General features: G+C 70.9%; 21 protein-coding genes and 1 tRNA gene. 8 read left to right on the top strand and 14 right to left on the bottom strand.

Annotation, left to right across the window (positions count from 1 at the left end; genetic code table 11):
• Nucleotides 1–34: 34 nt before the first annotated feature.
• Nucleotides 35–946 carry an aldose 1-epimerase family protein gene (locus tag AC4D2E_RS09565; protein WP_490952450.1) on the bottom strand — a complete coding sequence of 304 codons (912 nt, stop codon included), beginning with the start codon at nucleotides 944–946 and terminating at the stop codon, nucleotides 35–37.
• A 121-nt stretch (nucleotides 947–1,067) separates the two neighbouring features.
• On the opposite strand from AC4D2E_RS09565, the gene AC4D2E_RS09570 reads away from it, so the two are divergent.
• Genes AC4D2E_RS09570 through galK form a run of 3 tightly spaced genes read left to right on the top strand, consistent with a single transcriptional unit; the run spans nucleotide 1,068 to nucleotide 4,149 of the window.
• Entirely contained in the window at nucleotides 1,068–1,868 is an 801-nt protein-coding gene (locus AC4D2E_RS09570; RefSeq protein WP_490910785.1) for a DeoR/GlpR family DNA-binding transcription regulator, read from the top strand.
• The gene (gene galT, locus AC4D2E_RS09575; protein WP_490952451.1) at nucleotides 1,865–2,995 is read left to right on the top strand and encodes a galactose-1-phosphate uridylyltransferase; all 1,131 of its coding nucleotides are present in this window, start codon (nucleotides 1,865–1,867) and stop codon (nucleotides 2,993–2,995) included. Before AC4D2E_RS09570 ends, galT begins: the two co-directional genes overlap by 4 nt.
• Nucleotides 2,992–4,149, top strand: a complete 1,158-nt coding sequence (gene galK, locus AC4D2E_RS09580; RefSeq protein WP_490952452.1) for a galactokinase — start codon at nucleotides 2,992–2,994, stop codon at nucleotides 4,147–4,149. Before galT ends, galK begins: the two co-directional genes overlap by 4 nt.
• A 105-nt stretch (nucleotides 4,150–4,254) precedes the next feature.
• On the opposite strand, the gene AC4D2E_RS09585 is transcribed toward galK, so the two are convergent.
• Nucleotides 4,255–5,112: a Bax inhibitor-1/YccA family protein gene (locus AC4D2E_RS09585; protein ID WP_490910787.1), complete on the bottom strand. Its 858-nt coding sequence runs from the start codon at nucleotides 5,110–5,112 to the stop codon at nucleotides 4,255–4,257.
• 297 nt (nucleotides 5,113–5,409) lie between these two features.
• On the opposite strand from AC4D2E_RS09585, the gene AC4D2E_RS09590 reads away from it, so the two are divergent.
• The 5 genes from AC4D2E_RS09590 (at nucleotide 5,410) to AC4D2E_RS09610 (ending at nucleotide 10,466) form a co-directional block, all read left to right on the top strand.
• Nucleotides 5,410–6,741, top strand: coding sequence for a branched-chain amino acid ABC transporter permease (locus AC4D2E_RS09590; protein WP_490910788.1), 1,332 nt, complete (start codon nucleotides 5,410–5,412; stop codon nucleotides 6,739–6,741).
• 9 nt (nucleotides 6,742–6,750) lie between these two features.
• Complete coding sequence (locus AC4D2E_RS09595) at nucleotides 6,751–7,731, top strand: branched-chain amino acid ABC transporter permease (RefSeq protein ID WP_490910789.1); 981 nt, start codon at nucleotides 6,751–6,753, stop codon at nucleotides 7,729–7,731.
• Between the two features lie 167 nt (nucleotides 7,732–7,898).
• Nucleotides 7,899–8,885, top strand: a complete 987-nt coding sequence (locus AC4D2E_RS09600; RefSeq protein ID WP_104168814.1) for an ABC transporter ATP-binding protein — start codon at nucleotides 7,899–7,901, stop codon at nucleotides 8,883–8,885.
• Nucleotides 8,885–9,625, top strand: coding sequence for an ABC transporter ATP-binding protein (locus tag AC4D2E_RS09605; RefSeq protein ID WP_043444082.1), 741 nt, complete (start codon nucleotides 8,885–8,887; stop codon nucleotides 9,623–9,625). Before AC4D2E_RS09600 ends, AC4D2E_RS09605 begins: the two co-directional genes overlap by 1 nt.
• A 130-nt stretch (nucleotides 9,626–9,755) precedes the next feature.
• Nucleotides 9,756–10,466: a hypothetical protein gene (locus tag AC4D2E_RS09610; RefSeq protein ID WP_490952453.1), complete on the top strand. Its 711-nt coding sequence runs from the start codon at nucleotides 9,756–9,758 to the stop codon at nucleotides 10,464–10,466.
• Between the two features lie 127 nt (nucleotides 10,467–10,593).
• Here AC4D2E_RS09610 and AC4D2E_RS09615 read toward each other — a convergent pair whose 3' ends face one another.
• The 12 genes from AC4D2E_RS09615 to AC4D2E_RS09670 all read right to left on the bottom strand — a co-directional run bounded on the left by AC4D2E_RS09615 (nucleotide 10,594) and on the right by AC4D2E_RS09670 (nucleotide 24,129).
• Entirely contained in the window at nucleotides 10,594–12,000 is a 1,407-nt protein-coding gene (locus AC4D2E_RS09615) for an ABC transporter substrate-binding protein (protein ID WP_490952454.1), read from the bottom strand.
• Nucleotides 12,001–12,253: 253 nt separating this feature from the next.
• Nucleotides 12,254–12,326: transfer RNA gene (locus tag AC4D2E_RS09620), tRNA-Leu, on the bottom strand.
• 132 nt (nucleotides 12,327–12,458) lie between these two features.
• The gene (locus tag AC4D2E_RS09625; RefSeq protein ID WP_490910792.1) at nucleotides 12,459–13,898 is read right to left on the bottom strand and encodes an NAD(P)/FAD-dependent oxidoreductase; all 1,440 of its coding nucleotides are present in this window, start codon (nucleotides 13,896–13,898) and stop codon (nucleotides 12,459–12,461) included.
• A 34-nt stretch (nucleotides 13,899–13,932) separates the two neighbouring features.
• On the bottom strand, nucleotides 13,933–15,375 hold the full coding sequence (locus AC4D2E_RS09630) for a S8 family serine peptidase (RefSeq protein WP_490952455.1): 1,443 nt from the start codon (nucleotides 15,373–15,375) through the stop codon (nucleotides 13,933–13,935).
• A gap of 4 nt (nucleotides 15,376–15,379) precedes the next feature.
• Nucleotides 15,380–17,038, bottom strand: a complete 1,659-nt coding sequence (locus tag AC4D2E_RS09635) for a DUF501 domain-containing protein (protein WP_490952456.1) — start codon at nucleotides 17,036–17,038, stop codon at nucleotides 15,380–15,382.
• Nucleotides 17,039–17,126: 88 nt separating this feature from the next.
• Nucleotides 17,127–17,981, bottom strand: a complete 855-nt coding sequence (locus AC4D2E_RS09640) for an FtsB family cell division protein (protein WP_490952457.1) — start codon at nucleotides 17,979–17,981, stop codon at nucleotides 17,127–17,129.
• A 96-nt stretch (nucleotides 17,982–18,077) separates the two neighbouring features.
• Nucleotides 18,078–19,358: a phosphopyruvate hydratase gene (eno, locus tag AC4D2E_RS09645; protein WP_490952458.1), complete on the bottom strand. Its 1,281-nt coding sequence runs from the start codon at nucleotides 19,356–19,358 to the stop codon at nucleotides 18,078–18,080.
• Between the two features lie 155 nt (nucleotides 19,359–19,513).
• Nucleotides 19,514–20,245: a MazG nucleotide pyrophosphohydrolase domain-containing protein gene (locus AC4D2E_RS09650; protein ID WP_490952459.1), complete on the bottom strand. Its 732-nt coding sequence runs from the start codon at nucleotides 20,243–20,245 to the stop codon at nucleotides 19,514–19,516.
• Between the two features lie 5 nt (nucleotides 20,246–20,250).
• Nucleotides 20,251–21,408, bottom strand: a complete 1,158-nt coding sequence (locus AC4D2E_RS09655; protein ID WP_490910797.1) for an adenosine deaminase — start codon at nucleotides 21,406–21,408, stop codon at nucleotides 20,251–20,253.
• 23 nt (nucleotides 21,409–21,431) lie between these two features.
• Nucleotides 21,432–22,130 carry a DedA family protein gene (locus AC4D2E_RS09660; RefSeq protein WP_490952710.1) on the bottom strand — a complete coding sequence of 233 codons (699 nt, stop codon included), beginning with the start codon at nucleotides 22,128–22,130 and terminating at the stop codon, nucleotides 21,432–21,434.
• A gap of 208 nt (nucleotides 22,131–22,338) precedes the next feature.
• Nucleotides 22,339–23,625 carry a thymidine phosphorylase gene (locus AC4D2E_RS09665; protein ID WP_490952460.1) on the bottom strand — a complete coding sequence of 429 codons (1,287 nt, stop codon included), beginning with the start codon at nucleotides 23,623–23,625 and terminating at the stop codon, nucleotides 22,339–22,341.
• Nucleotides 23,626–23,721: 96 nt separating this feature from the next.
• Nucleotides 23,722–24,129, bottom strand: a complete 408-nt coding sequence (locus tag AC4D2E_RS09670; protein ID WP_490952461.1) for a cytidine deaminase — start codon at nucleotides 24,127–24,129, stop codon at nucleotides 23,722–23,724.
• Nucleotides 24,130–24,132: the final 3 nt, after the last annotated feature.

The following is a 24,132-nucleotide window of genomic DNA, read 5'->3' on the forward strand; positions in this document are numbered from 1 at the left end:
GGCCCAATCCTTCCATAGAACCCGCGCGCGCCCGCTACCCGAGAGCCGGCAGGATCCCCCAACGGGCCGAGAACGACGCCCCCGCGTCGAGCCACCGCAGGCCCTCCCCCGAATTGAACGCATCGGCGGGGGCGGTCATGGGCTCGATGGCCACGGCCCTGTCCACGCCGGGGTAGATGGTGCTCACGTACACATGGGCATAGGCGAAGGACGCGTCGGCCCAGAGGGTGACGCTGCGTCCGTCCGGAGCGGCGAGGACGTGCTCGTAGCGCCCCCCGACGGTGTGCAGGCCCGTGAAGGCCGTGTCGAACTGCAGGTCGCCGATCCTTTGGCCGTTCCGCAGGTCGTGCTGCCCGGTGACACCCACGGTGCCGGTCGGGATCGACCGGTCGTCGGTCTCGAACATCCCGTCCGCCAGCAGCGTCAGTGTCAGGTCCTCGGTGGGCACGTCGGAGATCTTGAGGTACGGATGGGCGCCCAGGCCGAAGGGCGCGGCGTCCGGTGAGAGGTTCGTCAGCTCCTGGGTGACCGTGAGCTGCTCCTCGGTGAGCTCGTAGGTGGCGCGGTGGAGCAGGTGGAAGGGGTAGCCGTGCTGGGGGAAGATCTCGGCCTCGAGGATGGCGTGGGCGGGACCGACGTCGACCGCCCGGTAGCCGGTGTTGCGGAGGAGCCCGTGGGTGGCGTTGCCCTTGGACGGCTCCGTGATGTCGAGGCGCTGCTCCGTGCCGTGCAGCGACCACCGGCCGCCGGCGATGCGGTTCGCCCATGGCGCGAGGAGGATCCCCCCGCCCCCGGCGGGGATGTCGCCGTCGCCCCAGGTCTCGGTGAGTGCGACGCCGCCGCACTCGTAGGAGCGCAGGGCCGCCGCGAGGCTGGCGACGACCACCGTCGACGCGCCCGCCCGCAGGGTGTGGTTGATGCCGCTTGCCGGCCGTGGAGTCGCCATGCAGCGATGCTACCCGTACGCGAACTTTCCCTGCGCCGGGGTGGCGTGGGGCCCTATGATGGATTTTGTTCGTTTCAGTGCGGACTCGTTCGTTTCTCATCCGTTCCACGGCAGGAGGGCCATGCTCGCAGCAGAACGCCAGGCGGCGATCCTCGAGCGCCTCTCCGGGCAGCCGGCCGTCCGGGTGAGCGGGCTGGCGATCGCGCTCGGCGTCTCGGAGATGACGGTCCGGCGGGACATCGACACCCTCGAGGCCCGCGGGGCGCTGGTCCGCGTCCATGGAGGAGCGGTGCGCCCGGGCAGCCTCAGCTCGGTCGAGGCGGGCTTCGACGTCAACCGGACGCGGGCCGGTGCAGCGAAGCGGCAGATCGCGGCCGCGGCGGTGTCGCTCCTGGCCCCCGGCATGACCGTCTCCGTGACGGGCGGCACCACCACCTTCGCCCTCGCCCCCCTCCTCTGCCGGGTCCGGGGACTGACGGTGATCACCAACTCGCTCCCCCTCGCGGACGAACTGTTCCGGCTGAGCGCCGCTGCGACCCCCGAGAGCACCCCCCGGGTGCTGCTCTCGGGCGGGGAGCTCACCCCGTCGAAGGCCCTCGTCGGCCCGCTCGCGACCGGCACCATCTCCACCCTCCGGGCGGACCTGTGCTTCATGGGCGCCCACGGCGTGGACGCCACTGCGGGCATCACCACGCCCAACCTCGCCGAGGCGGACACCAACCAGGCCTTCGCCCGCACCTGCGGGAGGCTCGTGGTGCTCGCGGACGCGACCAAGATCGGCGTCGTGAGCCTCGCCCGTGTCGCGGCGCTCGACGCCGCGGCCATCCTCGTCACCGACCGGCACCCCGGCGCCGACTACGCCGCACGCACGCGCATCCTCTGCGACCCCATCACCGACCCCCACCCGGAAGAGCGCCCATGACCCTCATCACCCCCACCCGCCTGTCCGACGGGCGCGAGCTGATCTACTTCGACGCGCACGAGTCCAGCGCCACACGGCATCGCAACGCTGCCGCGACACGTGACGCCCGCGAACTGCCCGCGCGCGGACCGGCCGGGACCGCCCGGTACGACGCCCTGACCGGCGAGTGGATCGCGGTGGCGGCCCACCGGCAGTCGCGCACCCACCTCCCTCCGGCGGACCAGTGCCCGCTGTGCCCGACGACGCCGTCGAACCTCTCGGAGATCCCGGCCTCCGACTACGAGGTCGTGGTGTTCGAGAACCGCTTCTCCTCCTTCGGCCCCGACCTCGGCGACCTGCCGGCCGCCCCCGCCTGGGGTACGACGACGACGGCGTACGGCCGGTGCGAGGTCGTCGCGTTCGATTCCGCGCACGAGGGATCCTTCGGGTCCCTGCAGCCGGAGCGCGCGCGGACCGTGATCGACGCATGGGCCCAGCGCACCGAGGCGCTGTCCGCGATGCCGGGCATCAGGCAGGTCTTCTGCTTCGAGAACCGTGGAGCGGACATCGGCGTGACGCTGCTGCACCCGCACGGCCAGATCTACGCCTACCCGTTCATCCCGCCCCGCGCCGCGACCCTCGCCGGGAAGGCCGCGGAGTTCTTCGAGGCATCCGACGGACGGCAGACGCTCATGGGGCACGCGCTCGCCGCCGAACGGCAGTCCGGCGAGCGCATGGTCATCGAGGGCGAGCACTTCAGCGCCTTCGTACCGTTCGCTGCCCGCTGGCCCCTCGAGGTCCATCTGGTCCCCCACCGGCAGGTCGCGGACATCGCGGGCCTCACGGGCGAGGAGCGCGACGAACTCACGACGGTCTACCTCGAACTCCTCGGCCGGCTCGACGCCCTCTACCCCACGCCCACGCCGTACATCGCGGCCTGGCAGCAGGCGCCCGTCGACGCCGCGCTGCGGCCGGCGAGCTACCTCCACCTCCAGCTCACCTCTCCCCGCCGCGCCGCCGACAAGCTGAAGTTCCTGGCGGGTTCCGAAGCGGCCATGGGCGCCTTCATCAACGACACCACCCCGGAGAAGGTGGCGGACGCCCTCCGCAGCGCCTCTCCCGCCACAGCCCGGAAGGACCAGGCATGAACACCACCCCCCACGATCTCGCGGCCGCCTTCACCGACCGCTTCGGCAGCGAACCGGACGGCCTGTGGTCCGCCCCCGGCCGCGTCAACGTCATCGGCGAGCACACCGACTACAACGACGGCTTCGTCCTCCCCTTCGCCATCAAGCACTCGACGACGGTCGCCGTGGCGGTGCGCCCGGACCGCATCGTGCGGGTCGCCTCGACCTTCTCCACGGACGACACCCCGGTGACCGCGGACCTCGACTCCCTCGAGGAGGGCAGCGTGGAGGGCTGGGCGGCGTATCCCCTCGGCGTGCTGTGGGCCATGGAGCAGTCCGGCTACCGCTGTCCCGGCATGGACATCCTGGTGGACTCGTCGGTCCCGGTCGGTGCCGGACTCTCCTCCTCCGCCGCGCTCGAGTGCGCCGTCGCCGTCGCGGCGAACGATCTCTCGGAGGCCGGCGTGTCCCGCCGGGAGCTCGCCACGATCGGGCAGTTCGCCGAGAACCGCATGGTCGGAGCGCCGACCGGCATCATGGACCAGTCCGCGTCGCTGTTCGGCGAGGCGGGGCATGCCGTCTTCCTCGACTGCCGGTCCGGGGAATCCCGGCTGGTCCCCCTCGACCTCGAGGGTGCGGGGCTCGAACTCATGGTCATCGACACCCGCGTCAGCCATTCGCATTCCACCGGGGGCTACGCGGCCCGCCGCCGGTCCTGTGAACTCGGCGCCGAGCTCATGGGGGTCCCCGCGCTGCGCGATCTCTCGGTGACGGACCTCGCCGAGGCGGCGGGCGTCCTGGACGAGGAGACGTTCCGGCGGGTGCGCCACGTCGTCACCGAGAACGCGCGCGTCGAGGACGCCGTGGACGTCCTCTCCCGGAAGGGCCCCGCCGACCTCGGGTCCCTCCTCGTGGCCAGCCACGCCTCGATGCGCGACGACTTCGAGATCTCCTGCCCCGAACTCGACACTGCGGTGGACGCCGCCCTGGACGCCGGAGCGCTCGGCGCCCGGATGACCGGCGGCGGGTTCGGCGGCGCCGCGATCGCCCTCGCGCGCGTCGGCGACGTCCCCGCCATCCGCTCCGCCGTCGAGGCGGCGTTCTCCGCGGCGGGCTTCCGCGCCCCGGTCGTCTTCGGCGTCCTGCCCGGGGCGGGCGCAGCGCGCGTCGCCTGAGACCACGGGCCCCCTGCGAACGGCCCTGAACGGCGAAGGACCCGCACCCTGGAGGGTGCGGGTCCTTCGCTGTGACGACCCTTGGTCGTCACCGATCGGTGGGTGCTAGTCGCTGCCGCGAAGGATCGCGAGCAGGCGCAGGATCTCGACGTACAGCCAGATCAGCGTGACGGTCAGGCCGAAGGCCGCGGTCCACGAGTACTTCTGGGGGGCGCCGTTGCGGACGCCCTCGCTGATCGAGGTGAAGTCGATGATCAGGGAGAAGGCCGCGAGGCCGATCGCGAAGAGGCCGATGACCACGCCGAACGGGATGTTCGTGCCCGGGATCATCTCGCTCCGCATTCCGAACATGCCGTCCGTCACACCGAAGACCATCATGCCGAGGTTGACCAGCGAGAACACCGCGTAGCTGATGATCGCGATCATGAAGAACTTCATCGCCTTCGGCGTCGCGCGCACCTTGCCGCTCTTGAACAGCGCCAGAGTGACGCCGAACACGATGAAGGTGCCGACCACGGCCTGGACCGCGATGCCCGGCCACATGGACTCGAAAAGCATGGTGAGTCCACCGACGAACAGTCCCTCCAGACCCGCGTAGGCGAGGATCAGCGCCGGCGACGGCTCACGCTTGAACGCGTTGACGAGGCCGAGCACGAAGCCGCCGAGCGCGCCGATGACCATGAGGGGCAGGGCGAGCCCGGGCAGCACGAAGGCGGGGATCGCAGCGCCCACCAGGACGACGCCGATGCAGAGCAGCGTCTTCACGATCACGTCGTCGAAGGTCATGCGCCCCGTCTGGGCGGGTCCGGCGGACGGCTGGTTGTACATGTGCTCCAGCTGCTGCTGGTTGGCCATGGTCTGGCCCGCGTACATCGTGGTGCCGACTCCCGCCGCCTGGTTGCCGCCCCGGGTAGCGGAACGGAAGGTCTTCCCGTTGAATACCGGATTACCGCCAAGTGCCATTTCTGTAGTCCTCCAATAGGGGGCCGAGTGTCTAACGAACCCTATCAAGTGCAACGGTCCTGCCCGGGGTTTGTTCCCGGCGGCGACCGTGCTCCCGGCCGGACGGAATTTCAATACCAAGGAGCCTTGGTAAAACATTCGTTATCGAATTGCTACCTTGGCCGGATGCTTTTGCGAAGAGGGGAAACACGCCGCTAGTAAAGTGATCCCCACGCCCGTGACACTCGTCACAACTACTGATCCCAGCGGTTCGCCGCCGGGCTTGCCCCCACCGTGGAGGTTCCCATCTTGATCACCATGTCCACGCCTGCACGGATCAGGAGGTCGCTGCTCCTGGTGCTCGGCCTCCTGACGCTCGTGCTGCTCGGCGCCCCTGCCGCGCAGGCGTCCCAGCCGTCGTCGATCCCGGCGGTGCATCAGGCGCAGACCGCCGCCACCATCCAGGCCTCCGAGTTCGACAACCGGATCGGCGGCGTCCTCCGCGGCGCCGACGGACCCATCGCCGATGTGACGGTCACCGCCAAGGGCAACGGTTTCGAGGGTGAAGCCACATCCGGCCCCAACGGCGCCTGGAGCATCGGGGTTCCCGAGCAGGGCACCTACGAGGTGGAGATCGACGAGGAGACGCTCCCCGAGGGGGTGGCCCTCGCGGAGGGCCAGGAGAACCCCCGCCAGGTGACCTTCGCCAACACCTCGAGTGCCACCACCCTCTTCCTGTTCGGTGAGGGAATCGTCTCGCAGCAGGCGTCCTTCCTGGACACCCTCGCCGAACGGGCCCTCGCCGGGTTCAGCTTCGGCCTCCTCCTGGCACTGAGCGCCGTCGGGCTCTCCCTGATCTTCGGCACCACGGGCCTCACGAACTTCGCCCACGGCGAGATGGTGACCATCGGCGCGGTCCTCGCGTTCGCCTTCTCGGCCGCCGGGCTGCCGATCACCGTCGCGATCGTCCTGGCGGTCATCGGCGGCGGCCTCCTCGGCTACGTGCAGGACGCCGGTCTCTGGAAGCCCCTCCGGCGTCGCGGGACCGGCCTCGTCCCCATGATGATCGTGAGCATCGGCCTCGCGCTCGCGCTGCGCTACACCATCCAGTTCTTCTTCGGCGGGGCCACCCAGCAGCTTCCCGGATCGCAGAGCGAGATCATCGATCTCGGGTCGGTGTCCATCTCCCGCAACAACCTGACCTCGCTGATCGTGAGCCTCGTGATCATCCTGCTGGTCGCCTTCCTGCTCCTGCGCACGCGCATCGGCAAGGCCACCCGCGCCGTCGCCGACAACCCCGCCCTCGCCGCGGCGTCGGGCATCGACGTGGACCGCGTCATCAGGATCGTCTGGGTCATCGGCGGCATGCTCGCGGCCCTCGGCGGCATCCTGTGGGCCTACTACCGCCCCGGGGTCTCCTACAACATGGGCCAGCAGATCCTGCTGCTCATCTTCGCGGGCGTCACGCTCGGTGGCCTGGGCACGGTCTTCGGCGCCCTCGTCGGTTCCATCATCGTCGGCCTGTTCGTGGAGATCTCCACGATCTGGCTCGAGGCGGACCTCAAGTACGTCGGCGCACTGCTCATTCTGATTCTCGTGCTCCTCTTCCGGCCACAGGGCATCCTCGGCCGCCGCGAGCGCATAGGTTAGGGGCTCTTCATGGACTTCGGAAACATCCTCATCAACGCCTTCGGCGAGATGATCAGCCCCACCACGGCGGCGTACGCCCTCGCGGCCCTCGGTCTCGCGGTGCACTTCGGCTATTCGGGCCTCCTGAACTTCGGACAGGCCGGTTTCATGGCCGTCGGGGCCTACGGGTACGCCATCGCGACCCTCAGCTTCGACGCACCGCTCCCGGTGGCGGTGCTGGTGGCCGTCGTCGCCTCCGTGATCTTCGCGATCATCCTCGGTATACCGACCCTCCGCCTGCGGGCGGACTACCTGGCGATCGTGACCATCGCGGCAGCGGAGATCGTCCGCTACATCGTGACCACCAACGGGCTCACGGATGTCACCGGTTCGGCCAACGGGCTGGCGGCCTTCGAGGGCGGGTTCTTCGGCCTCAATCCCTTCCCCCAGGGGACCTACAACATCGGCCCCCTCGGGATGAACGAGCGCGACCTGTGGATCCGCGTCGTCGCCTGGAGCGTCGTCACCATCGCGTGCCTCCTCGTCTGGCTCCTCATGCGCAGCCCCTGGGGCCGCGTGCTGAAGGGCATCCGCGAGGACGAGAACGCCGTGCGCTCGCTCGGCAAGAACGTGTACGCCTACAAGATGCAGGCCCTGATCATCGGCGGTGTCCTCGGGTCGATCGCGGGCATCATCTTCACGCTGCCGCGCGGCGCCGTCCAGCCCGCGAACTACGCGACCGAGCTGACGTTCTTCCTCTACACGTGCCTCCTCCTCGGCGGCATGGCCACTGTCCTCGGACCGGTCGTCGGGGCGATGATCTTCTGGGTGGTGCTCTCGTTGACGCAGGGAATCCTGTACGGCCTCATCGAGGTCGGCGCCATCACGTTCCTCACCAACTCTCAGGCGGGTCAGCTGCGCTACATCCTCGTGGGTGTGGCCCTGATGCTGCTCATGATCTTCAGGCCGCAAGGCGTCCTGGGCAACAAGAAGGAGCTGGCGTTCGCATGACCGGCAACCACGGTGAGAACACCCACGACAACCATCACGACAACGACCCGGGGATCACCCCCGGCGATGCCGCTCCGGCGGCGTCCGGCGCCCACGCCGCGGCAGCCCCGGCCGGCGGCGTCCTGGGCGGCTCGGCGGCGGGTGCGGCCCCGCCGGGCCAGGACTACATGACGGACTCCGAGCCCATCGCCACCGGGGAGGCGAGGCCGGGGTGCAGCAAGCGCGATCCCATCGTGGTCGCCCGGAAGGTGACCCGCAGCTTCGGCGGCATCAACGCCGTCGACGTCGAGCACCTCGAGATCCCGCGGCACAAGATCACCGCCCTGATCGGCCCCAACGGCGCCGGCAAGACGACGCTGTTCAACCTGCTCACCGGGTTCGACACCCCGAACAGCGGCGACTGGGAGTTCGACGGCAAGCCGCTCGCGAAGGTCGCCTCGCACAAGGTGGCACGGATGGGCATGGTGCGCACGTTCCAGCTCACCAAGGTCATGGGCAAGCTCACCGTCATGGAGAACATGCGTCTCGGTGCCGCGGACCAGCCCGGCGAGAGCCTCGGCCGGGCCCTGTTCAAGGGCATCTGGGGAGGCCGGGAACGCGAGATCACGCAGCAGGCGGAGGTGTTGCTGGAGAAGTTCAAGCTCGACGCCAAACGCGACGACTACGCGGCGTCCCTCTCCGGCGGGCAGCGCAAGCTCCTCGAGATGGCGCGGGCGCTCATGGTCCGGCCGCGGCTCGTGATGCTCGACGAGCCGATGGCGGGCGTCAACCCGGCGCTCACGCAGTCCCTGCTGGAACACATCAAGAACCTGAAGGCGGAGGGCATGACCGTCCTGTTCGTCGAGCACGACATGCAGATGGTCCGCCACATCGCCGACTGGGTGGTGGTCATGGCCGAGGGCAAGGTGGTCGCGGAGGGTCCGCCCGCCATCGTCATGAAGGACCAGGCCGTGATCGACGCCTACCTGGGGGCCCACCACGACGTGGACCTCGGCGACGCCGAGGGCATCGAGCGCCTCGAGGCGGAACTCGCCCACGACGAGGAATCGGTCATCGGCACCGAGGACGAAGGCCTCCTCGGCCGCGGGGTCATCGAGCTCGGAGGCGAGCCGCGCACCGCAGGCTCCGCCCACAAGGACGAGGAGACGAAGTAATGGCTGAATTCGAGGGCGACTCCGTCGTCAAGGTCACCGATCTCGTGGCGGGCTACCTGCCCGGCGTGAACATCCTCAACGGGTGCAGCATCGAGGCACGCCGCGGTGAGCTCATCGGGATCATCGGCCCGAACGGGGCCGGCAAGTCGACGCTCCTGAAGGCGATGTTCGGACTCGTGAAGGTGCATTCCGGCACCGTCATCGTCCGTGGGCAGGACCTCACGGGCCTGAAGGCGAACAAGCTGGTCAGCCTGGGCGTCGGCTTCGTGCCGCAGAACAACAACGTCTTCTCCACCCTGACCATCGAGGAGAACCTCCAGATGGGCATGTACCAGAGGCCCAAGGACTTCAAGGAGCGCTTCGACTTCGTCGCGAGCCTCTTCCCGGAACTCGCCAAGCGGCGGGCGCAGCGGGCGGGGTCGCTCTCCGGCGGGGAGCGCCAGATGGTCGCGATGGGCCGGGCCCTCATGATGGATCCCGCGGTACTGCTGCTGGACGAGCCCTCCGCCGGCCTCTCGCCCGTGAAGCAGGACGAGACGTTCCTGCGCGTGCATGAGATCAACAGGGCCGGGGTCTCGGTGATCATGGTGGAGCAGAACGCACGCCGCTGCCTGCAGATCTGCGACCGCGCCTACGTGCTGGACCAGGGCAAGGATGCCTACACGGGCACCGGCCGCGAGCTGATGAAGGACCCGAAGGTCATCCAGCTGTACCTCGGCACCCTGGCCGACACCGCCTGAGGTCCGCACCGCAAGGAGGCGTGAAGCGCAAGGGATGGGCGGAACCGGGAACGGTTCCGCCCATTGCCGTGTCCGGCCCGCTACCTTGGCAGGAGGACGCCGGACGGCGTGCACCCGGGAAGGACGACTCATGGCAGGACTGGCCAGCAGCGCGATCGGGAAGGGCTTCGAAGGCGTGTTCCGGGGCATCAAGCGCGTCCGCCGGCACCGCCCGATCCACACCCGCGGGCTGCGGCTCGACGGCACGGTCGTGGTCCACGAGCACGGCCTGCACAGCGGGATCGCGTGGATCGATCAGCCGGGGCGGGCCCCCGCGACGGCCCGTGTCTCGCGCTCGGTCGGCACTCCGGACGGCCTGCCGGACATCATGGGACTCGCGGTGCGGGTTCATCACCCGGACAACGGGGCGGGGCCCTCGACCTTCTCGGACATCCTGCTGTCCTCGACCGGCTGGTCCGTCCCCGGCCGCTTCGTCCTCGTGCCGAGGCTCCGGCTCTCGCGCACGCCGTTCGGCACGATGATGCCCTACCGCGGCGACCACGGCCCGGTGCTGCTCGGCGCGCGCACGCTCGACCCCGCCGGGCTGCCCGCGTCACTCCGTGCGCTCGAACGCGCCCTCGGACCCTCGACCTGGCGGCTCGGTCTGTTCTTCGCGACGCCGCTCGGTGCGTGGCAGCACTTCGGCACCCTCACCCTCGTCCTGGCCCCGGAGGCGGAGGAGAGGGATCTCCGCTTCGACGCCATCCTCCATCCCCTCTCCGGCGCCGCGACGTACGAGTGGGCACGCCGCGTCCGCGAGCCCTCCTACGCCCTCTCCAGGCGTCCGCCGGGCGTCGACTGATCGCGGGGACGGCAGGGCCCGACGGCGTGTGTCCGGGCAGCACAAGGCCCCGGTCGCGCCTTCCGGGGAAGGGCGGCCGGGGCCGTGTCGCCTCTGTCACCGGTCGGGGTGACACACCGGACAGTCCCTAGAGCTTGCCGACCTCGGAACGGCTCGGCTGGGGCTTGTTGTCGGCGTCGTACTTGTAGATACCGATGGCGGCCTCGGTGGGATCACCGTTCTCGTCGAAGGAGACAGGACCGGAGATGCCGTCGTAGTCGATGTCCTCGCCCTCACGGAGCAGCGTGACGCAGCCCGCGAAGTCGAAGCACTTGGTGCCGTCCTTCGATACAGCTGCGAGCTGCTCGGAGATGGCCGTGCCCTCGACGCTCCCCGCCGCCTCGGAGGCGAGCGCGATGAGGTTCACGGCGTCGTAGCTCTCGCCCGCATAGGCATAGCTGTTCAGGTTCGGATCGACCGTGGCCAGTGCTTCCTGGAATCCGGTCCCGGTGAAGGGGCCGGGGATGGTGCCCTGGGCTCCTTCGAGGGTGCCGGGATCGAGGTCGGCACTGTAGTCGGAGGTGTTGCCGTCGACCATGAAGATCGAGCTGGCGTCGATACCCTTGGCGACCAGCAGCGGCACGATGCTCTTGGCCTCGTCGAAGCTGATGAGGACGATCGCGTCGGGATTCGCCGCAGCGATGGCGTCCACCTGGCTGGAGAACTGGGAGTCGCCGGTGTTGAACATCTCGTTGCCGACGACCTGCCCGCCTGCCCCTTCGATGACCTCCTGGATGTTGCTCTGCAGGCCGGTGCCGTAGGAGTCGTTGAGCGTGATCATGCCGACGGTCTGCGCGCCGCACTCCATGATGTAGTTGCCGAGCGTGCGTCCCTGGAGCACGTCCGAGGGAGCGGTACGGAAGTACAGGCCCTTGTCGTCCCAGGTGGTGAACTCCGGCGAGGTGTTGGCGGGCGAGAACTGCACGACGCCGGCACCCGTGATCTGGTTGATGACGGTCTTCGACACACCCGAGGACGCGGCGCCGATGATGGCGCTGACGTCCTGGGACAGCAGGTCGGTCACGGACTGCGTGGCGATGTCGGTCGTGGTGTCGCCGGAATCGCGATGCGTGATCGAGATGTCCTGGCCCAGCACACCGCCGGCCGCGTTGACCTCCTCGACGGCGAGGTTGACGCCCGCGATCTCCGGCGGGCCGAGGAACGCGAGCGTCCCGGTGGTCGGCAGGATGGATCCGAGCTTCAGCGGCTGGGGGCTCGTGGTCTCGCTGGCGGGTACGGCCGCAGGATCACCCTTCTCGCCCTGCTCCTCGCCGGTCCCACCCTCGCTCTCGGGACACGCCAGCGCGGATGCGCCCGCGGCCGCCGTGGTCTCCGTGCTGCCGCTGTCGCCGCCGTCGCCCTCGGAACCCGTGGTCCCGCCGCCACCGCAGCCGGAGGCGAAGAGCGCGACGCCCAGGCTCAGGGCAGCGATCTTCGCCGCGCGCGGGGCGTTCTCCCCAATGCCGAAACGCGCGGAGTTGCGTGTTGCAGTCATGAATTAGTCTCCTCGACCGAAAGGCTCTTGCTGCCTTTGATGCGTGTTGCCAGGTGTTCCTGGCTTATGGAAAAGCTAATCCAATTTCGTGTCCGAGATAAGGGAATCCGGTTACATCCTTGTAACGCTCGTCACAGCCGACAGATCCCACTCTTGACAGCGGGCACTGATCAGTATCCCGTCGATCGATGGCGGCCGGACACTTCCGCGGCCATTCAGCGGACCGATCCGGTGGCCACTCGCGCGGGAGAAGTGCCCCAGCAGGGACTCGAACCCTGACTGAACAGATTTTAAGTCTGCTGCCTCTGCCATTGGGCTACTGGGGCCGGCCGGACGCTCCAGCCTACCGCGGAGGGCAGGCTCGGTCCCTCGGCGGCGGCAGATCCGGCGGGGCGAAGCAGAACGACGGCGGCCCGGGGCGGGCCGCCGTCGTTCTCCTCACGGGTGGTGCGCGGTGCTCAGGCCGTCGCCTTCGCGGAGGCCGCCTTGCCCGCCGGGGTGGGCGGCTGGCTCTGCAGCGCGGTGTCCTTCTTCGGCGCCGGGGTGGCCGCTTCGCGGAACTGGCGCTGGGGGGTCTGCAGGTCGGAGAGCGGAGCGAGGTCCCGACCGAACAGGAAGCTCAGGCTCCAGTTGACGATGACGCGTGCCTTGCGCTCGTACATGGGCATCGCGAAGCCGTGGTAGCCGCGGTGCGCCAGCCACGCCGGGAAACCCTTCATGCCGAAGCCCATGATGTTCGCGACACCCTTGAACTGGCCGAAGCCGGCGACGGCACCGAGGTTGGTGTGGCGGTATTCCTTGACCTCGTCCACACCGTAGTTCGCAGCGAGGATGTTGGCGGCCAGCAGCTTGGCCTGGCGGACGGCGTGCTGGGCGTTCGGGACGCAGAAGCCTCCCACTCCCCCGCCCGTGAGGTCGGGGACGGCCGCGACGTCGCCGGCGGTCCAGGCGTGCTCGATGGGTCCGTCGTCGCCGGTGATGCGGAGTTCCGGGGAGGCACGGACGCGGCCGCGCTCGTCCACGGGGAAGTCCGTGGAGCGGACCACGGGGTTCGCCTGCACACCGGCCGTCCAGATGAGGGTGTCGGTGCCGAACTCGTCGGCCGGGGTCTTGTCCGGCATGTTGATGAGCTTGAGCGTGCCCTCCACCGCGCTGGAGAGCGAGGTGTTCAGCAGGACCTCGATCTGGCGTGACCGGAGGTGCTCGACGACCCACTCGGCCTGCTCGGCCGTGACCTCGGGCATAATGCGCCCCATGGCCTCGACCAGGACGAAGCGCAGGTCGCTGCGGCTGAGGCGCGGGTTGGCCTTCACGGCGTCACGGGCTGCGTCCTCCATCTCCGTGATGGTCTCGATGCCGGCGAAGCCGCCGCCGACGACCACGAAGGTGAGGGCGCGGTCCCGCTCGGGGCCTTCGGGGAGGACCGAGCCGGTCTCGATGCGCTCGAGCATGCGGTCGCGCAGGGCGACGGCCTCCTCGATCGTCTTCAGGCCGATGCCCTGGTCCTTCAGGCCGTCGATCGGGAAGGTACGCGTGATGGAGCCTGCGGCGACGACGACGTCCGTGTAGCCGAGCTCGAAGGACTCCCCGCCGCCCGAGGGTGCGATCGTCGCGGTGCGGCCCGCGTGGTCGATCGACGTGACCTTGCCGGAGATGAGCTCCGTCTTCCTCAGGTGCTTGCGGTGGGACACGATGGCGTGGCGCGGTTCGATGTTCCCGGCGGCGACCTCGGGGAGGAACGGCTGGTAGGTCATGTAGGGCAGGGGATCCACCAGCGTCACGATGCCGCCGTGGTCCTTGACCTTTTTCTGGAGCCGGTGCGCGACGTACAGGCCGACGTAGCCGCCGCCGACGACGAGGATGCGCGGGCGATCAGAGAAGTGTGGGTTCGATGCCATCCCTCGATGCTACCGGACTTTGTGAAAATCTTCACTAGCTCGGTGGGTGGCCCGGCAGCACTCTCGGGCCCCGATCGTCGTCCTCGGCGCTCCGCCCGCCGTCGCTCCTGTGTTCTCCGGCCGCCGCCTCGCGCCGCCGGACGTGAGCCACGTGCAGGGCTCCCCCCGCGAGCACGGCGAACATCAGGCCCGCGAAGCCGACCACCACGACGCCCGGGATGGTGTGGACCGACTCGAGTGGATCCTCCGCCTGCGGGGCGGGTGGGGCGGGGATGATCTCCGGGGCCGGTCGGCTGGGTGGCACGGGAGCCGGCGCCGGGCTCTGGCCGCCCCGCCGGTACAGCTCGATCCACTCGGCCATGCTGCCCAGTCGGTTCTGGTCGGGCACGGAGATGTCGCTGCCCACAGCCGCGGCCACGTCCAGGACACCGTAGCCGTAGAGGGTGTCGAAGCCCGGGGCCCCGGCGTCCTTCGCCGTACCGATGATGCGGTTGACGACCTCCGCGGCCGTGAGCTCCGGGTACCGCGACCGGATCAGGGCCGCCACGCCGGAGACGAGGGGCGCCGCGCCGGAGGTCCCGGACCAGTCGGCGTAGAACCCGCCGGGGAGCCCTCCCACGAGGTTCTCGGAGGGTGCCGCCACCGCGATGCTGATGCCTTCACTCGAGGCCTCGTCGCTGGCCATGCCGGACCGGTCGAGGCCGGCCACGGCGAGGACACCGGGGATCGTCGCGGGGGCACCGACCTGGGTCAGTCCACCGGCCCGGTTGCCGGCCGCAGCAACGATCACGACGTCGTTCTGCTCGGCGTGGAGGAAGGCGTCGTCCCAGCTCTCGGGCCATGCCGTGCTGGTGCTGCCGAGCGACATGTTGATGACGTCCGCGCCGTTGTCCACGGCCCAGCGGACGGCGTCGGGCACCTGCTCGTCGACGGAGATGCCGGCCGGGTTGGGGCCGCCGTTGGGCCCCTCGATCCAGACGGACACCGCGAGGAGGTCGGCCTTCGGTGCTACGCCGACGATGCCGTCCGGACCCTCCCCGTACTGGGAGTACGGCTCCGCCTCCACCGTGGGTTCCGCCGGGGCGGTGCCCCTGTCGGAGGGCTCGGGGGCGGGCGGCGCCTCCGCGTCGGTGTGTCCGCGGCCCGCCACGAGGGTGCTGACCAGGGTTCCATGGCTCGGCACCTCGCCGATGCCGCGCAGTCCGCCCGGGTCCCCGGCGCCGGAGGCGTCCGTCCCGCCGACCACGGCTCCGGCGAGGTCCGGGTGGGTCGCATCCACGCCGCTGTCGATCACGGCGACCGTGACGCCCTCGCCCTCCGTGGTCGTCCATGCCTCGGCGATGCCGTAGTCCTCGAGCCAGTACTCCTTGGCGCGCACCTCGTCGGCGGCGGCGGGCAGGGCTGCCTGCAGGAGGACGGTGAGGGCGACGACGACGGCCGTCCCCGTCCGGACGGCCGCGCGGGCTGGCGTGGGCATCAGCTCACGTGCCCTGCCGGGCGACGCTCAGCGCGATGCCGTCGAGGATGTCGTGCTCGCTCGCGACGGCGGTGGTGACGCGCCCACCGGTCAGGACCGCCACGCGATCGAGGATCGTCCGCCAGATGAGGGCGCCGGCACCGATGACATCCACCCGGCCCGGATGCATGTAGGGCAGCGACGCGCGCGATGCACGCGGCCGGTGGAGGAGGTCGGAGGCCGCCGCGGAGATCGCCGCGATGGGCAGCTCTGCCCCATGGATGCGGTCGGGCTGGTAAGCGGGCAGGTCGAGGGCGTGCGCGGTCACCGTGGTGACGCTGCCCGCCACGCCGACGATCTTGGTGACCTCATGCAGCGGCACCTCGTCGGCGGCCTGGTCGACGAGGTGCCGGACCTCGGCTTCCATCGCCGCGATCTGTTCCTCGGAGGGCGGGTCGTCCCGGAGGAAACGCTCCGTGAAGCGCACGCAGCCCATGTCGGTGCTCAGGGCTCCGATCAGCCCCCCGGCCGTGCCCGCCACGAATTCCGTGCTGCCACCGCCCAGGTCGATGACGAGGACGGTCTCGTCCGCGGCCGTCGCCAGGACGCTGACGGCGCCGTCGAAGGAGAGTCGCGCCTCCTCGTCCCCGGAGACGACCTCGGGCTCGACGCCGAGGCGTGCCCGGATGCCGTCCACGAAGTCCTGCCGGTTCTCGGCGTCCCGCGATGCCGACGTCGCCACGAACCGCACGGGCGGGTTCCCGTGCTGCGCGATCAGCGCCGCGTACTCCTCGGCCGCGGCGAAGGTGCGCTCCAGGGCGGCCTCGGACAGGCGCCCGGTCGCGTCGACCCCCTCGCCGAGGCGCACCACGCGCATGAGGCGCACGACGTCGGTCAGCACGCCGTCCTGGACGTCGGCGATCAGCAGGCGGATCGAGTTGGTGCCGCAGTCGATGGCAGCGGTGCGCATGGCTTCTCCTCGCGGGGGTGCGGTCGTGGCCGCGTCGGCGGCGCCGCGGCGGCGTGCCGCCCGTTTCGCCTCGAGCTCCTCGGGGCTCAGCCCCTGGGTCCTGGTGTGTCTGCTGAGGTCGGCGTGGGGCGCCTGGCCCGTGGTGTCCCATGCCCCGTCGCAGTAGCAGCGCTCCGGCGTCCACCAGGGGGCGACGCGGCTGATCGCCTCGTCGCCGAGCGGGTTCACGCCGGGACCCGCCGCGAGGGCATGGCCCACCAGCACGTGCAGGCATTTGACCCGTGTCGGCATGCCGCCGGCGGAAACGCCGTCGATCTCCGGGACCGGGCCCGTGCCGGCGCGTTCCCCGACGGCGTCGCGCGCCGCCAGGTACGCGAGGTGCGCCGCCCGGTAGTGATCGGCGAGACCGGAGTCCTCGGTGAGGCGGTCGCTCATCCCGGTCATCACGCCGTCGGCCTCGAGACGGGAGACCGCCGCGGTGATGACGGGGTGCGCCAGGTAGTACGTGGTGGGGAACGGGATGCCGTTGGACAGGCGCGGGGCCGTGGTGGCGACGAGCGGGTTCCCGCAGACGCACCGGGCACCGATCTCGACGACGTCGCGGACGGGACGCCCCAACTGCCGGCTGAGGACGTCGAGGTCGCGCCCGCTCGGGGTCCTGCTGTCGGTCGCCGGTCGATCCTCGAGGGCGTCGTGCTGGCGGTGCTGGGTCACGCTGTTCCTTCCTTGGTACGCGGCGGGCATGCGCTCCGGCGCAGCACCCGATCCGACGGGGCCCGCCCCGGGGGCGGCGTGCCGTCGCTCAGTCCGTCGCCGCGCGGGCGACCGAGGTCCACAGGGAGTCCACCCAGGGCAGGTCGGCGGGCTCGGCGGCCGAGCCCTCCCCCGTGCTCTCCTCGATGCCGTCGCCGCCCTTGACGAGGTAGCGGGTCTCGCCCGGCATCACGAGGAAGATCCGCTCGCGGGCCTGCTGCTTCACGAAGGCGGGATCGTCCCAGCGCGCGAGCTCCGAGGTGTAGTCGGCCTGTTGCTGCTGCTGCCGGGCGATGTCCGCCCGGAGGGCGTCGAGTTCGGTCTGCTGCTGCAGGTAACGGCTCACCGACGGCGCCAGCAGCACGATCACCGCGACGAGCACGACGGCGAGGGCCAGCAGGCGTCCCGAGAAGGCCTTCGCCGGGATGGGTGTGGCTTCCTCGGCCGGCTCGATGACCGACTCCGCCCGCCTGGACCCGAGCCGCCCGCGCCGGATGCTGCCGGCCAGCTGGGACCGTTCCGCCGCCCTGGCCGCGGAGGCCGACGCCGCGGGGGTCCCGGCGGCGTCCGGCCGCGGACGGGCCGGGGTCGTCCCGGCCGGTCCCGCGCCGGCGCGCGACGCAGAGGTGCCGCCGGAGCCCGGTGCGGGCCGTGGATCCTTCGTCGCCGAAGGGCCCGGGGCGCGCGGGGTGGCCGGTTTCCGCGGGGACCCGGCGGCCCTGGAGGTCGCCGGCGCGTGGCCGGTACCCCGGGGGCCCGTACCGGGTCCGGGCTGCGTGGAAGGCCCGACGGCCCGGGAGCCGTGGGCAGGGGGCTGGCCCTTGGACGTCCCCGGGACCGGCCGCTCCTCCGCCGCAGGCGTCGGGCGGCCGGCTCGCGGCACGTTAGGGCGGCGGACGGTCATGGAGCTCCTCGTCGATGCTGTCGCGTGTGGTCGCGTGGGTGCCTCACGGAACCCGTCTAACGAGGGTAACCGCCCTGTCGATCAACTGCGGATCACCTAGGCCGTGAAACGCGGGAAGGCGCTGCGGCCGGCGTAGCGTGCGGCGTCGTCGAGCTCCTCCTCGATGCGCAGCAGCTGGTTGTACTTGGCGACGCGCTCGCTCCGGGCGGGTGCGCCGGTCTTGATCTGGCCCGCATTGGTGGCCACGCAGATGTCCGCGATCGTGGTGTCCTCGGTCTCGCCGGAGCGGTGCGAGGTGATCGTCGTGTAGCCGGCGCGCTGCGCCATCGAGATGGCGTCGAGCGTCTCGGTCAGGGTGCCGATCTGGTTGACCTTGACCAGCAGCGAGTTCGCCGTCCGGGTGGAGATGCCCTTGGCGAGGCGCGTGGGGTTCGTGACGAAGAGATCGTCGCCGACGATCTGCACCCTGTCGCCCAGCGAGTCGGTGAGGAGCTTCCAGCCTTCCCAGTCGTCCTCGTCGAGCGGATCCTCGATGGAGACGAGCGGGTAGTCGCGGACGAGCTCCTCGTAGTAGGCGCTCATCTCCTGGGTGCTGAGGGACTTGCCCTCGAACTGGTACGCGCCGTCCTTGTAGAACTCGGAGGCGGCGACGTCGAGCGCGAACGCGATGTCGGTGCCCGGCGTGTACCCGGCGCGCTCGATCGCGGTGGTGATGAGGTCCAGGGCGTCGCGGTTGGACGGCAGGTTGGGGGCGAAGCCGCCCTCGTCGCCGAGGCCGGTGGCCAGGCCCTTCTCCTTCAGCACGGACTTGAGCTCGTGGTACACCTCGACGCCCCAGCGGAGGCCCTCGGAGTAGGTCTGTGCGCCGAGCGGCACGATCATGAACTCCTGGATGTCGACGTCGGAGTCCGCGTGGGATCCGCCGTTGAGGATGTTCATGAGGGGGACGGGCAGCACGTGCGCGTTCGGTCCGCCGAGGTAGCGGTACAGCGGGAGGGTCGAGGACTCCGCGGCGGCGCGGGCGATGGCGAGCGAGACGCCGAGCATCGCGTTGGCGCCCAGGTTGGACTTGTTCTCGGTGCCGTCCAGGTCGATCATCGCCTGGTCGATCGCGCGCTGGTCGGCGGCGTCGAATCCGAGGAGGGCCGGCTGGATCTGCTCGATCACGGCTTCGACGGCCTGCAGGACGCCCTTCCCGAGGTAGCGGTCCTTCTCGCCGTCACGGCGTTCGTTCGCTTCGAACGCACCGGTGGACGCACCGGAGGGGACGGCGGCGCGGCCGAAGGTGTCGTCGTCGAGCAGTACCTCGACCTCGACCGTGGGGTTTCCGCGGGAGTCGAGGATCTCCCTCGCGTGGATGGCATCGATAATGGCCATGGAATAGCTCCTCTTCGTTGGAGTGTAGGGTCAACATCTTGTTGGGACGTCTTTGTCAGGGCAACGGAGGTGTTGCTCCCAGCCTAGTTCACCTGCGTCCCGGCGGTGCCGTGGGTCACGCGGTTGTGACGCGGGCGGGCCGGCCGTCCCCGGGCTCAGGCCCCGTCGCGGACATCCCGCTGGTAGTCCAGCACGGCACGGCGCAGGGCACGCTCCGGGTCGATGCCCGCGCCGAGCGCCCGGCGGACCAGGGCCAGCAGTTCCAGGCCGAGGTCGGCCTCGCTCCCGGCCACGACGCCCTGCGGCTGCTCCGGCCGGTCCTCCCCCGCGCTGCTCTCCCCCGCCCGCCCGAGGGTCTTCGCGGCGAAGGCCAGCGCGGGGAGGTGGTGCGGGATGCCGTCGAACGGTGAGGTGCGGGCGGGCCGCTCCTGCGCCTTCACGGCCTGCCACGCGGCGACGATGCCGTCGACCGACGGCGTGTCACGCCCGGGCGTCGCGGCCCGCAGGCTCCCGTCCGTCGCGAACACGTGCGGGTTCCGGCGCACCAGCTTGTCGGTGAGCCCCTCCGCCACCTCGGCGAGCCCGAAGGACCCGGCCTCGGCCCGGAGGTGTGCGTGCAGGACCACCTGGAACAGGACGTCGCCGAGCTCGCCCCGGAGCTCGTCGAGGAGGGACCGCTCCGGCGTCCCGGCGCGCGAGACGTCGTCGACCGCCTCGTAGAGCTCGTACGTCTCCTCCACGAGGTACCCGAGCAGCGCCGCGTGGTCCAGGGCGGCCGTCCACGGGCAGTGGCGGCGCAGCAGGGCGACCACCTCGACGAGGCGCTCCACCGCCGCGCCCGGAGGGTTCCCGGGCGTGGCGTCGCGCGCCCCTGCCGCGTCCTCCACGGAGCTCAGGCGGAGGCCAGCCCGGCGGCGGCGTCGAACCGCTGGGCGACGTACTCGGCCAGGGCCTCGCGGTCCTCGAGCGGCAGGAACGCGGCGTCGACGGCGTTCAGGGTGAGGGCCAGGAGGTCGCCGAGGTCGTAGCCGAAGGTCTCGACGAGCAGCTCGAACTCACCGGTCAGCGTGACCCCGCTCATGAGGCGGTTGTCGGTGTTGACGGTGACCTTGAAGCCCAGCTGGTAGAGCAGGTCGAACGGGTGGGCGTCGATCGTGGTGCCGAAGGCCTCGATGGCCCCGGTCTGCAGGTTCGAGGACGGGCACAGCTCGAGCGCGATCCCCCGGTCCCGCACCCACGACGCGACCAGGCCGAGGTTCGCGATGCCCACCTCTTCGCCGTCGGCGGCCTGCTCGTCCGCGGCTTCCTCGATCTCGATGTCCTCGGCGATGCGGACGCCGTGGCCGAGGCGCAGCGCACGCCCGGCGACGAGCGCGTCCCGGATGCTGTCCAGGCCGGCGGCCTCTCCCGCGTGGACGGTCACGGGGAACTGCTCGGAGGCGAGGAAGGTGAAGGCGTCGGCGAAGCGGGACGCCGGGAAGCCGTTCTCCGCACCGGCGATGTCGAAGCCGACGGCCCCGCGGTCGCGGTGGCGGAGGGCGAGTTCGGCGATCTCCTGGCCGCGGTCGGCGTGCCGCATCGCGGTGACGAGCTGGCCCACCTGGATGACGCGGCCGGCGGCGATCGCCGCGGCGGCGCCCGCCTCGAGCCCCTCCTGCACGGCTTCGACGGCCTCGTCGAGGCTCAGGCCCTGCCGGGTGTGCTGTTCGGGGGCCCAGCGGACCTCGCCGTAGACCACGCCGTCGAGCGCGAGGTCCTCGACGAACTCCCGCGCCACGCGGATGAGCCCGTCCCGTGTCTGCATGACGGCGATCGTGTGGTCGAACGTCTCGAGGTACCGCTCGAGGGAGCCCGAGTCCGCGGATTCGCGGAACCAGGCACCGAGGGACTCGGCGTCGGAGGCCGGCAGCTCGTGGCCGATCGCGGCGGCGAGCTCGAGGATGGTGGCCGGCCGCAGCCCGCCGTCGAGGTGGTCGTGGAGAGAGACCTTCGGGAGGGTCCGGATGTCGATGGCAGCGTCGGGGACGGCGTCGTTCTGGGTCTGGGTCACGCTGCCAGCCTACGCGATGCGCGTCAGCGCGGGCCCGCCCCGTGGGCCGGTTCGGGCCGGCCCCGGGCCTCGCCGGCGGACCCCCCGGTGGGCTCCCCGTCGGACTCATCGCGCGTGGCCTGCAGCGGGGTCGAGCCGCGGACGAGGGCGATCACGCGGTCCGTCACGAGACCGATCACGACGGCGATCCCGACGGCCACGGCGACCCCGAGCAGGTGGTTGTGCTGGAACCACGTGCCCGCGACGGCGCCGATCCCGACGGAGTAGCCGGCCCACACCACCCCGGACAGGGCCGTGAGGGCCACGAAGCGGCGCCGGGAGTAGCCGGTCGCGCCCGCGGTGAGGTTCACCGCGACCCGGCCGATCGGGATGAAGCGCGCCACCAGGATGAGCGAGGCCGCGCGCCTGGTGAGCTCCCTGCCCGCCCAGGTGAAGGAGCGCTGCATCCGGGGCCGCCGCATCCACCGGAACCGTTCGGTGCCGATCCATCGGCCGAGGAGGAAGGCGATGTTGTCGCCGAGGAAGGCTCCGAGCGCCGCGACCAGGACCAGCAGCCACGGGTCGGGCACCCCCTGCGTGAGGATGAGGGACGCCAGCCCGACGACGACGGATTCGCTGGGCACGGGCGGGAAGAAGCCGTCGACGACGCAGCAGGCGAGGACCAGGAGGTACACCCAGGGCTCTCCCGCCGCTGCGAGGACGCCGGCGCCGATGCCGTCCAGGGCAGTGGTGATCGCATCCATCGTGGGCTCCTGCCGTCGTCGCCCCGTACCTCCGTGACGGGCGTCCGGCTCCGACGCTACCGGCGCACCCGGGGCCGGGTCGTCGGCCTTCCGGGCGACCTGCGCAGGGGCCGGTCTCACCCCGAGGGATGAGACCGGCCGCGCAAGCCCCTAGGGGTTCACCCTGCCGGGCGCCCGCGTGGGAGGACTAGGCGATGCGGTCGATGATGAGCCGCTGCGCCGGGCGCGATCCCTCGGGCGCGATCACGACGGCGTCCGCCAGCGCCTCGCGTGCACGCTCGAACCTCTCGGGGGTGTCGGTGAGCAGCGTCATCAGCGGCTCCCCCGCGCGCACCGTGGCCCCGGGCTTCGCGTGCATCCGCACGCCGGCGCCCGCCTGCACCCGGTCCTCCTTGCGGGCACGGCCGGCACCGAGGCGCCACGCGGCGACACCCACCGCGAGCGCGTCCAGGCCCACGAGGACGCCGTCCGCCGGGGCGAGGACGATCTCGGACTCCTTCGCGACCGGCAGGGCCGCGCGCGGGTCGCCGCCCTGCGCCTCGATCATCCTGTTCCACACGTCCATGGCGCGACCGTCCTTCAGGGCGGCCGCGGGATCGGCGTCGTGCACGCCGGCACAGGCGAGCATCTCCTCGGCGAGGCGGACGGTGAGTTCGACGACGTCGGACGGGCCCCCGCCCGCGAGGACCTCGACGGACTCCTCGACCTCGATCGCGTTGCCGGCGGTGAGCCCGAGCGGGGTGCTCATGTCCGTGAGGAGCGCGACGGTGTTCACGCCGGCGTCCTTGCCGAGCGCCACCATGGTCTCGGCCAGCTCACGGGCACGGGCCTCGTCCTTCATGAACGCGCCGCTGCCCACCTTGACGTCGAGGACGAGCGAGCCGGTGCCCTCCGCGATCTTCTTGCTCATGATCGAGGACGCGATGAGGGGGATGGCCTCGACGGTGCCGGTGACGTCGCGGAGCGCGTACAGCTTCTTGTCGGCGGGCGCCAGGCCCGTGCCGGCCGCGCAGATGACCGCGCCCACCTCGGCGAGCTGGCGGAGCATGTCCTCGTTGCTGAGGTGCGCCTGCCAGCCGGGGATGGATTCGAGCTTGTCCAGGGTCCCGCCGGTGTGGCCGAGGCCCCGGCCGGAGAGCTGCGGCACCGCGACGCCGAACACGGCGACCAGGGGGGCCAGCGGCAGGGTGATCTTGTCCCCCACCCCGCCGGTGGAGTGCTTGTCGCTCGTGGGGCGGCCGAGCGAGGAGAAGTCCATCCGCTCGCCCGAGGCGATCATCGCGGCCGTCCAGCGGGAGATCTCGGCGCGGTCCATGCCGTTGAGGAGGATGGCCATGTTGAGGGCGGCCATCTGCTCGTCGGCGATGGCGCCGCGCGTGTAGGCGTCGATGGTCCAGTCGATCTGCTCGGGCGAGAGGATGCCGTGGTCGCGCTTGATGCGGATGATGTCGACGGCGTCGAAGGCTTCGGTCATGGGGGATCCTCGGATCTGTTCGGCGGGGTGGGTGTGGACGACGGGAAGGGCGGCGCGGGGCGCGGCCGGTCGGGCCGCGCCCCGTGGGCCGGGTGCTCAGGCGAGGTGCTGGGGTCCGAAGGCGTCCGGCAGGACCTCGTCCATGGTGCGGATGCCGCTGACGGTCAGGAGGACCATGTCCGGGGCCCGGAACTCGTACAGCAGCTGGCGGCAGCGCCCGCACGGCATGAGGGTGTTGCCCTCGCCGTCCACGCAGCTGAAGGCCCTGATGCGCCCGCCGCCGCTCATGGCCAGCGCACTGACGAGCGCGCACTCGGCACACAGCGTCAGCCCGTAGGACGCGTTCTCCACGTTGCAGCCGGAGACGATCCGGCCGTCGTCGAGGAGTGCCGCCGCTCCGACGGGGAACTTCGAATAAGGGACGTAGGCGTTCCTCATCGCCTCCGTCGCGGCGGCGGTGAGGGTGTCCCAGGGGATCCCGGCCGGGGTGGTGGTCTCGTTCATGAG

This window comes from Arthrobacter sp. TJ-265 (assembly GCF_058269135.1).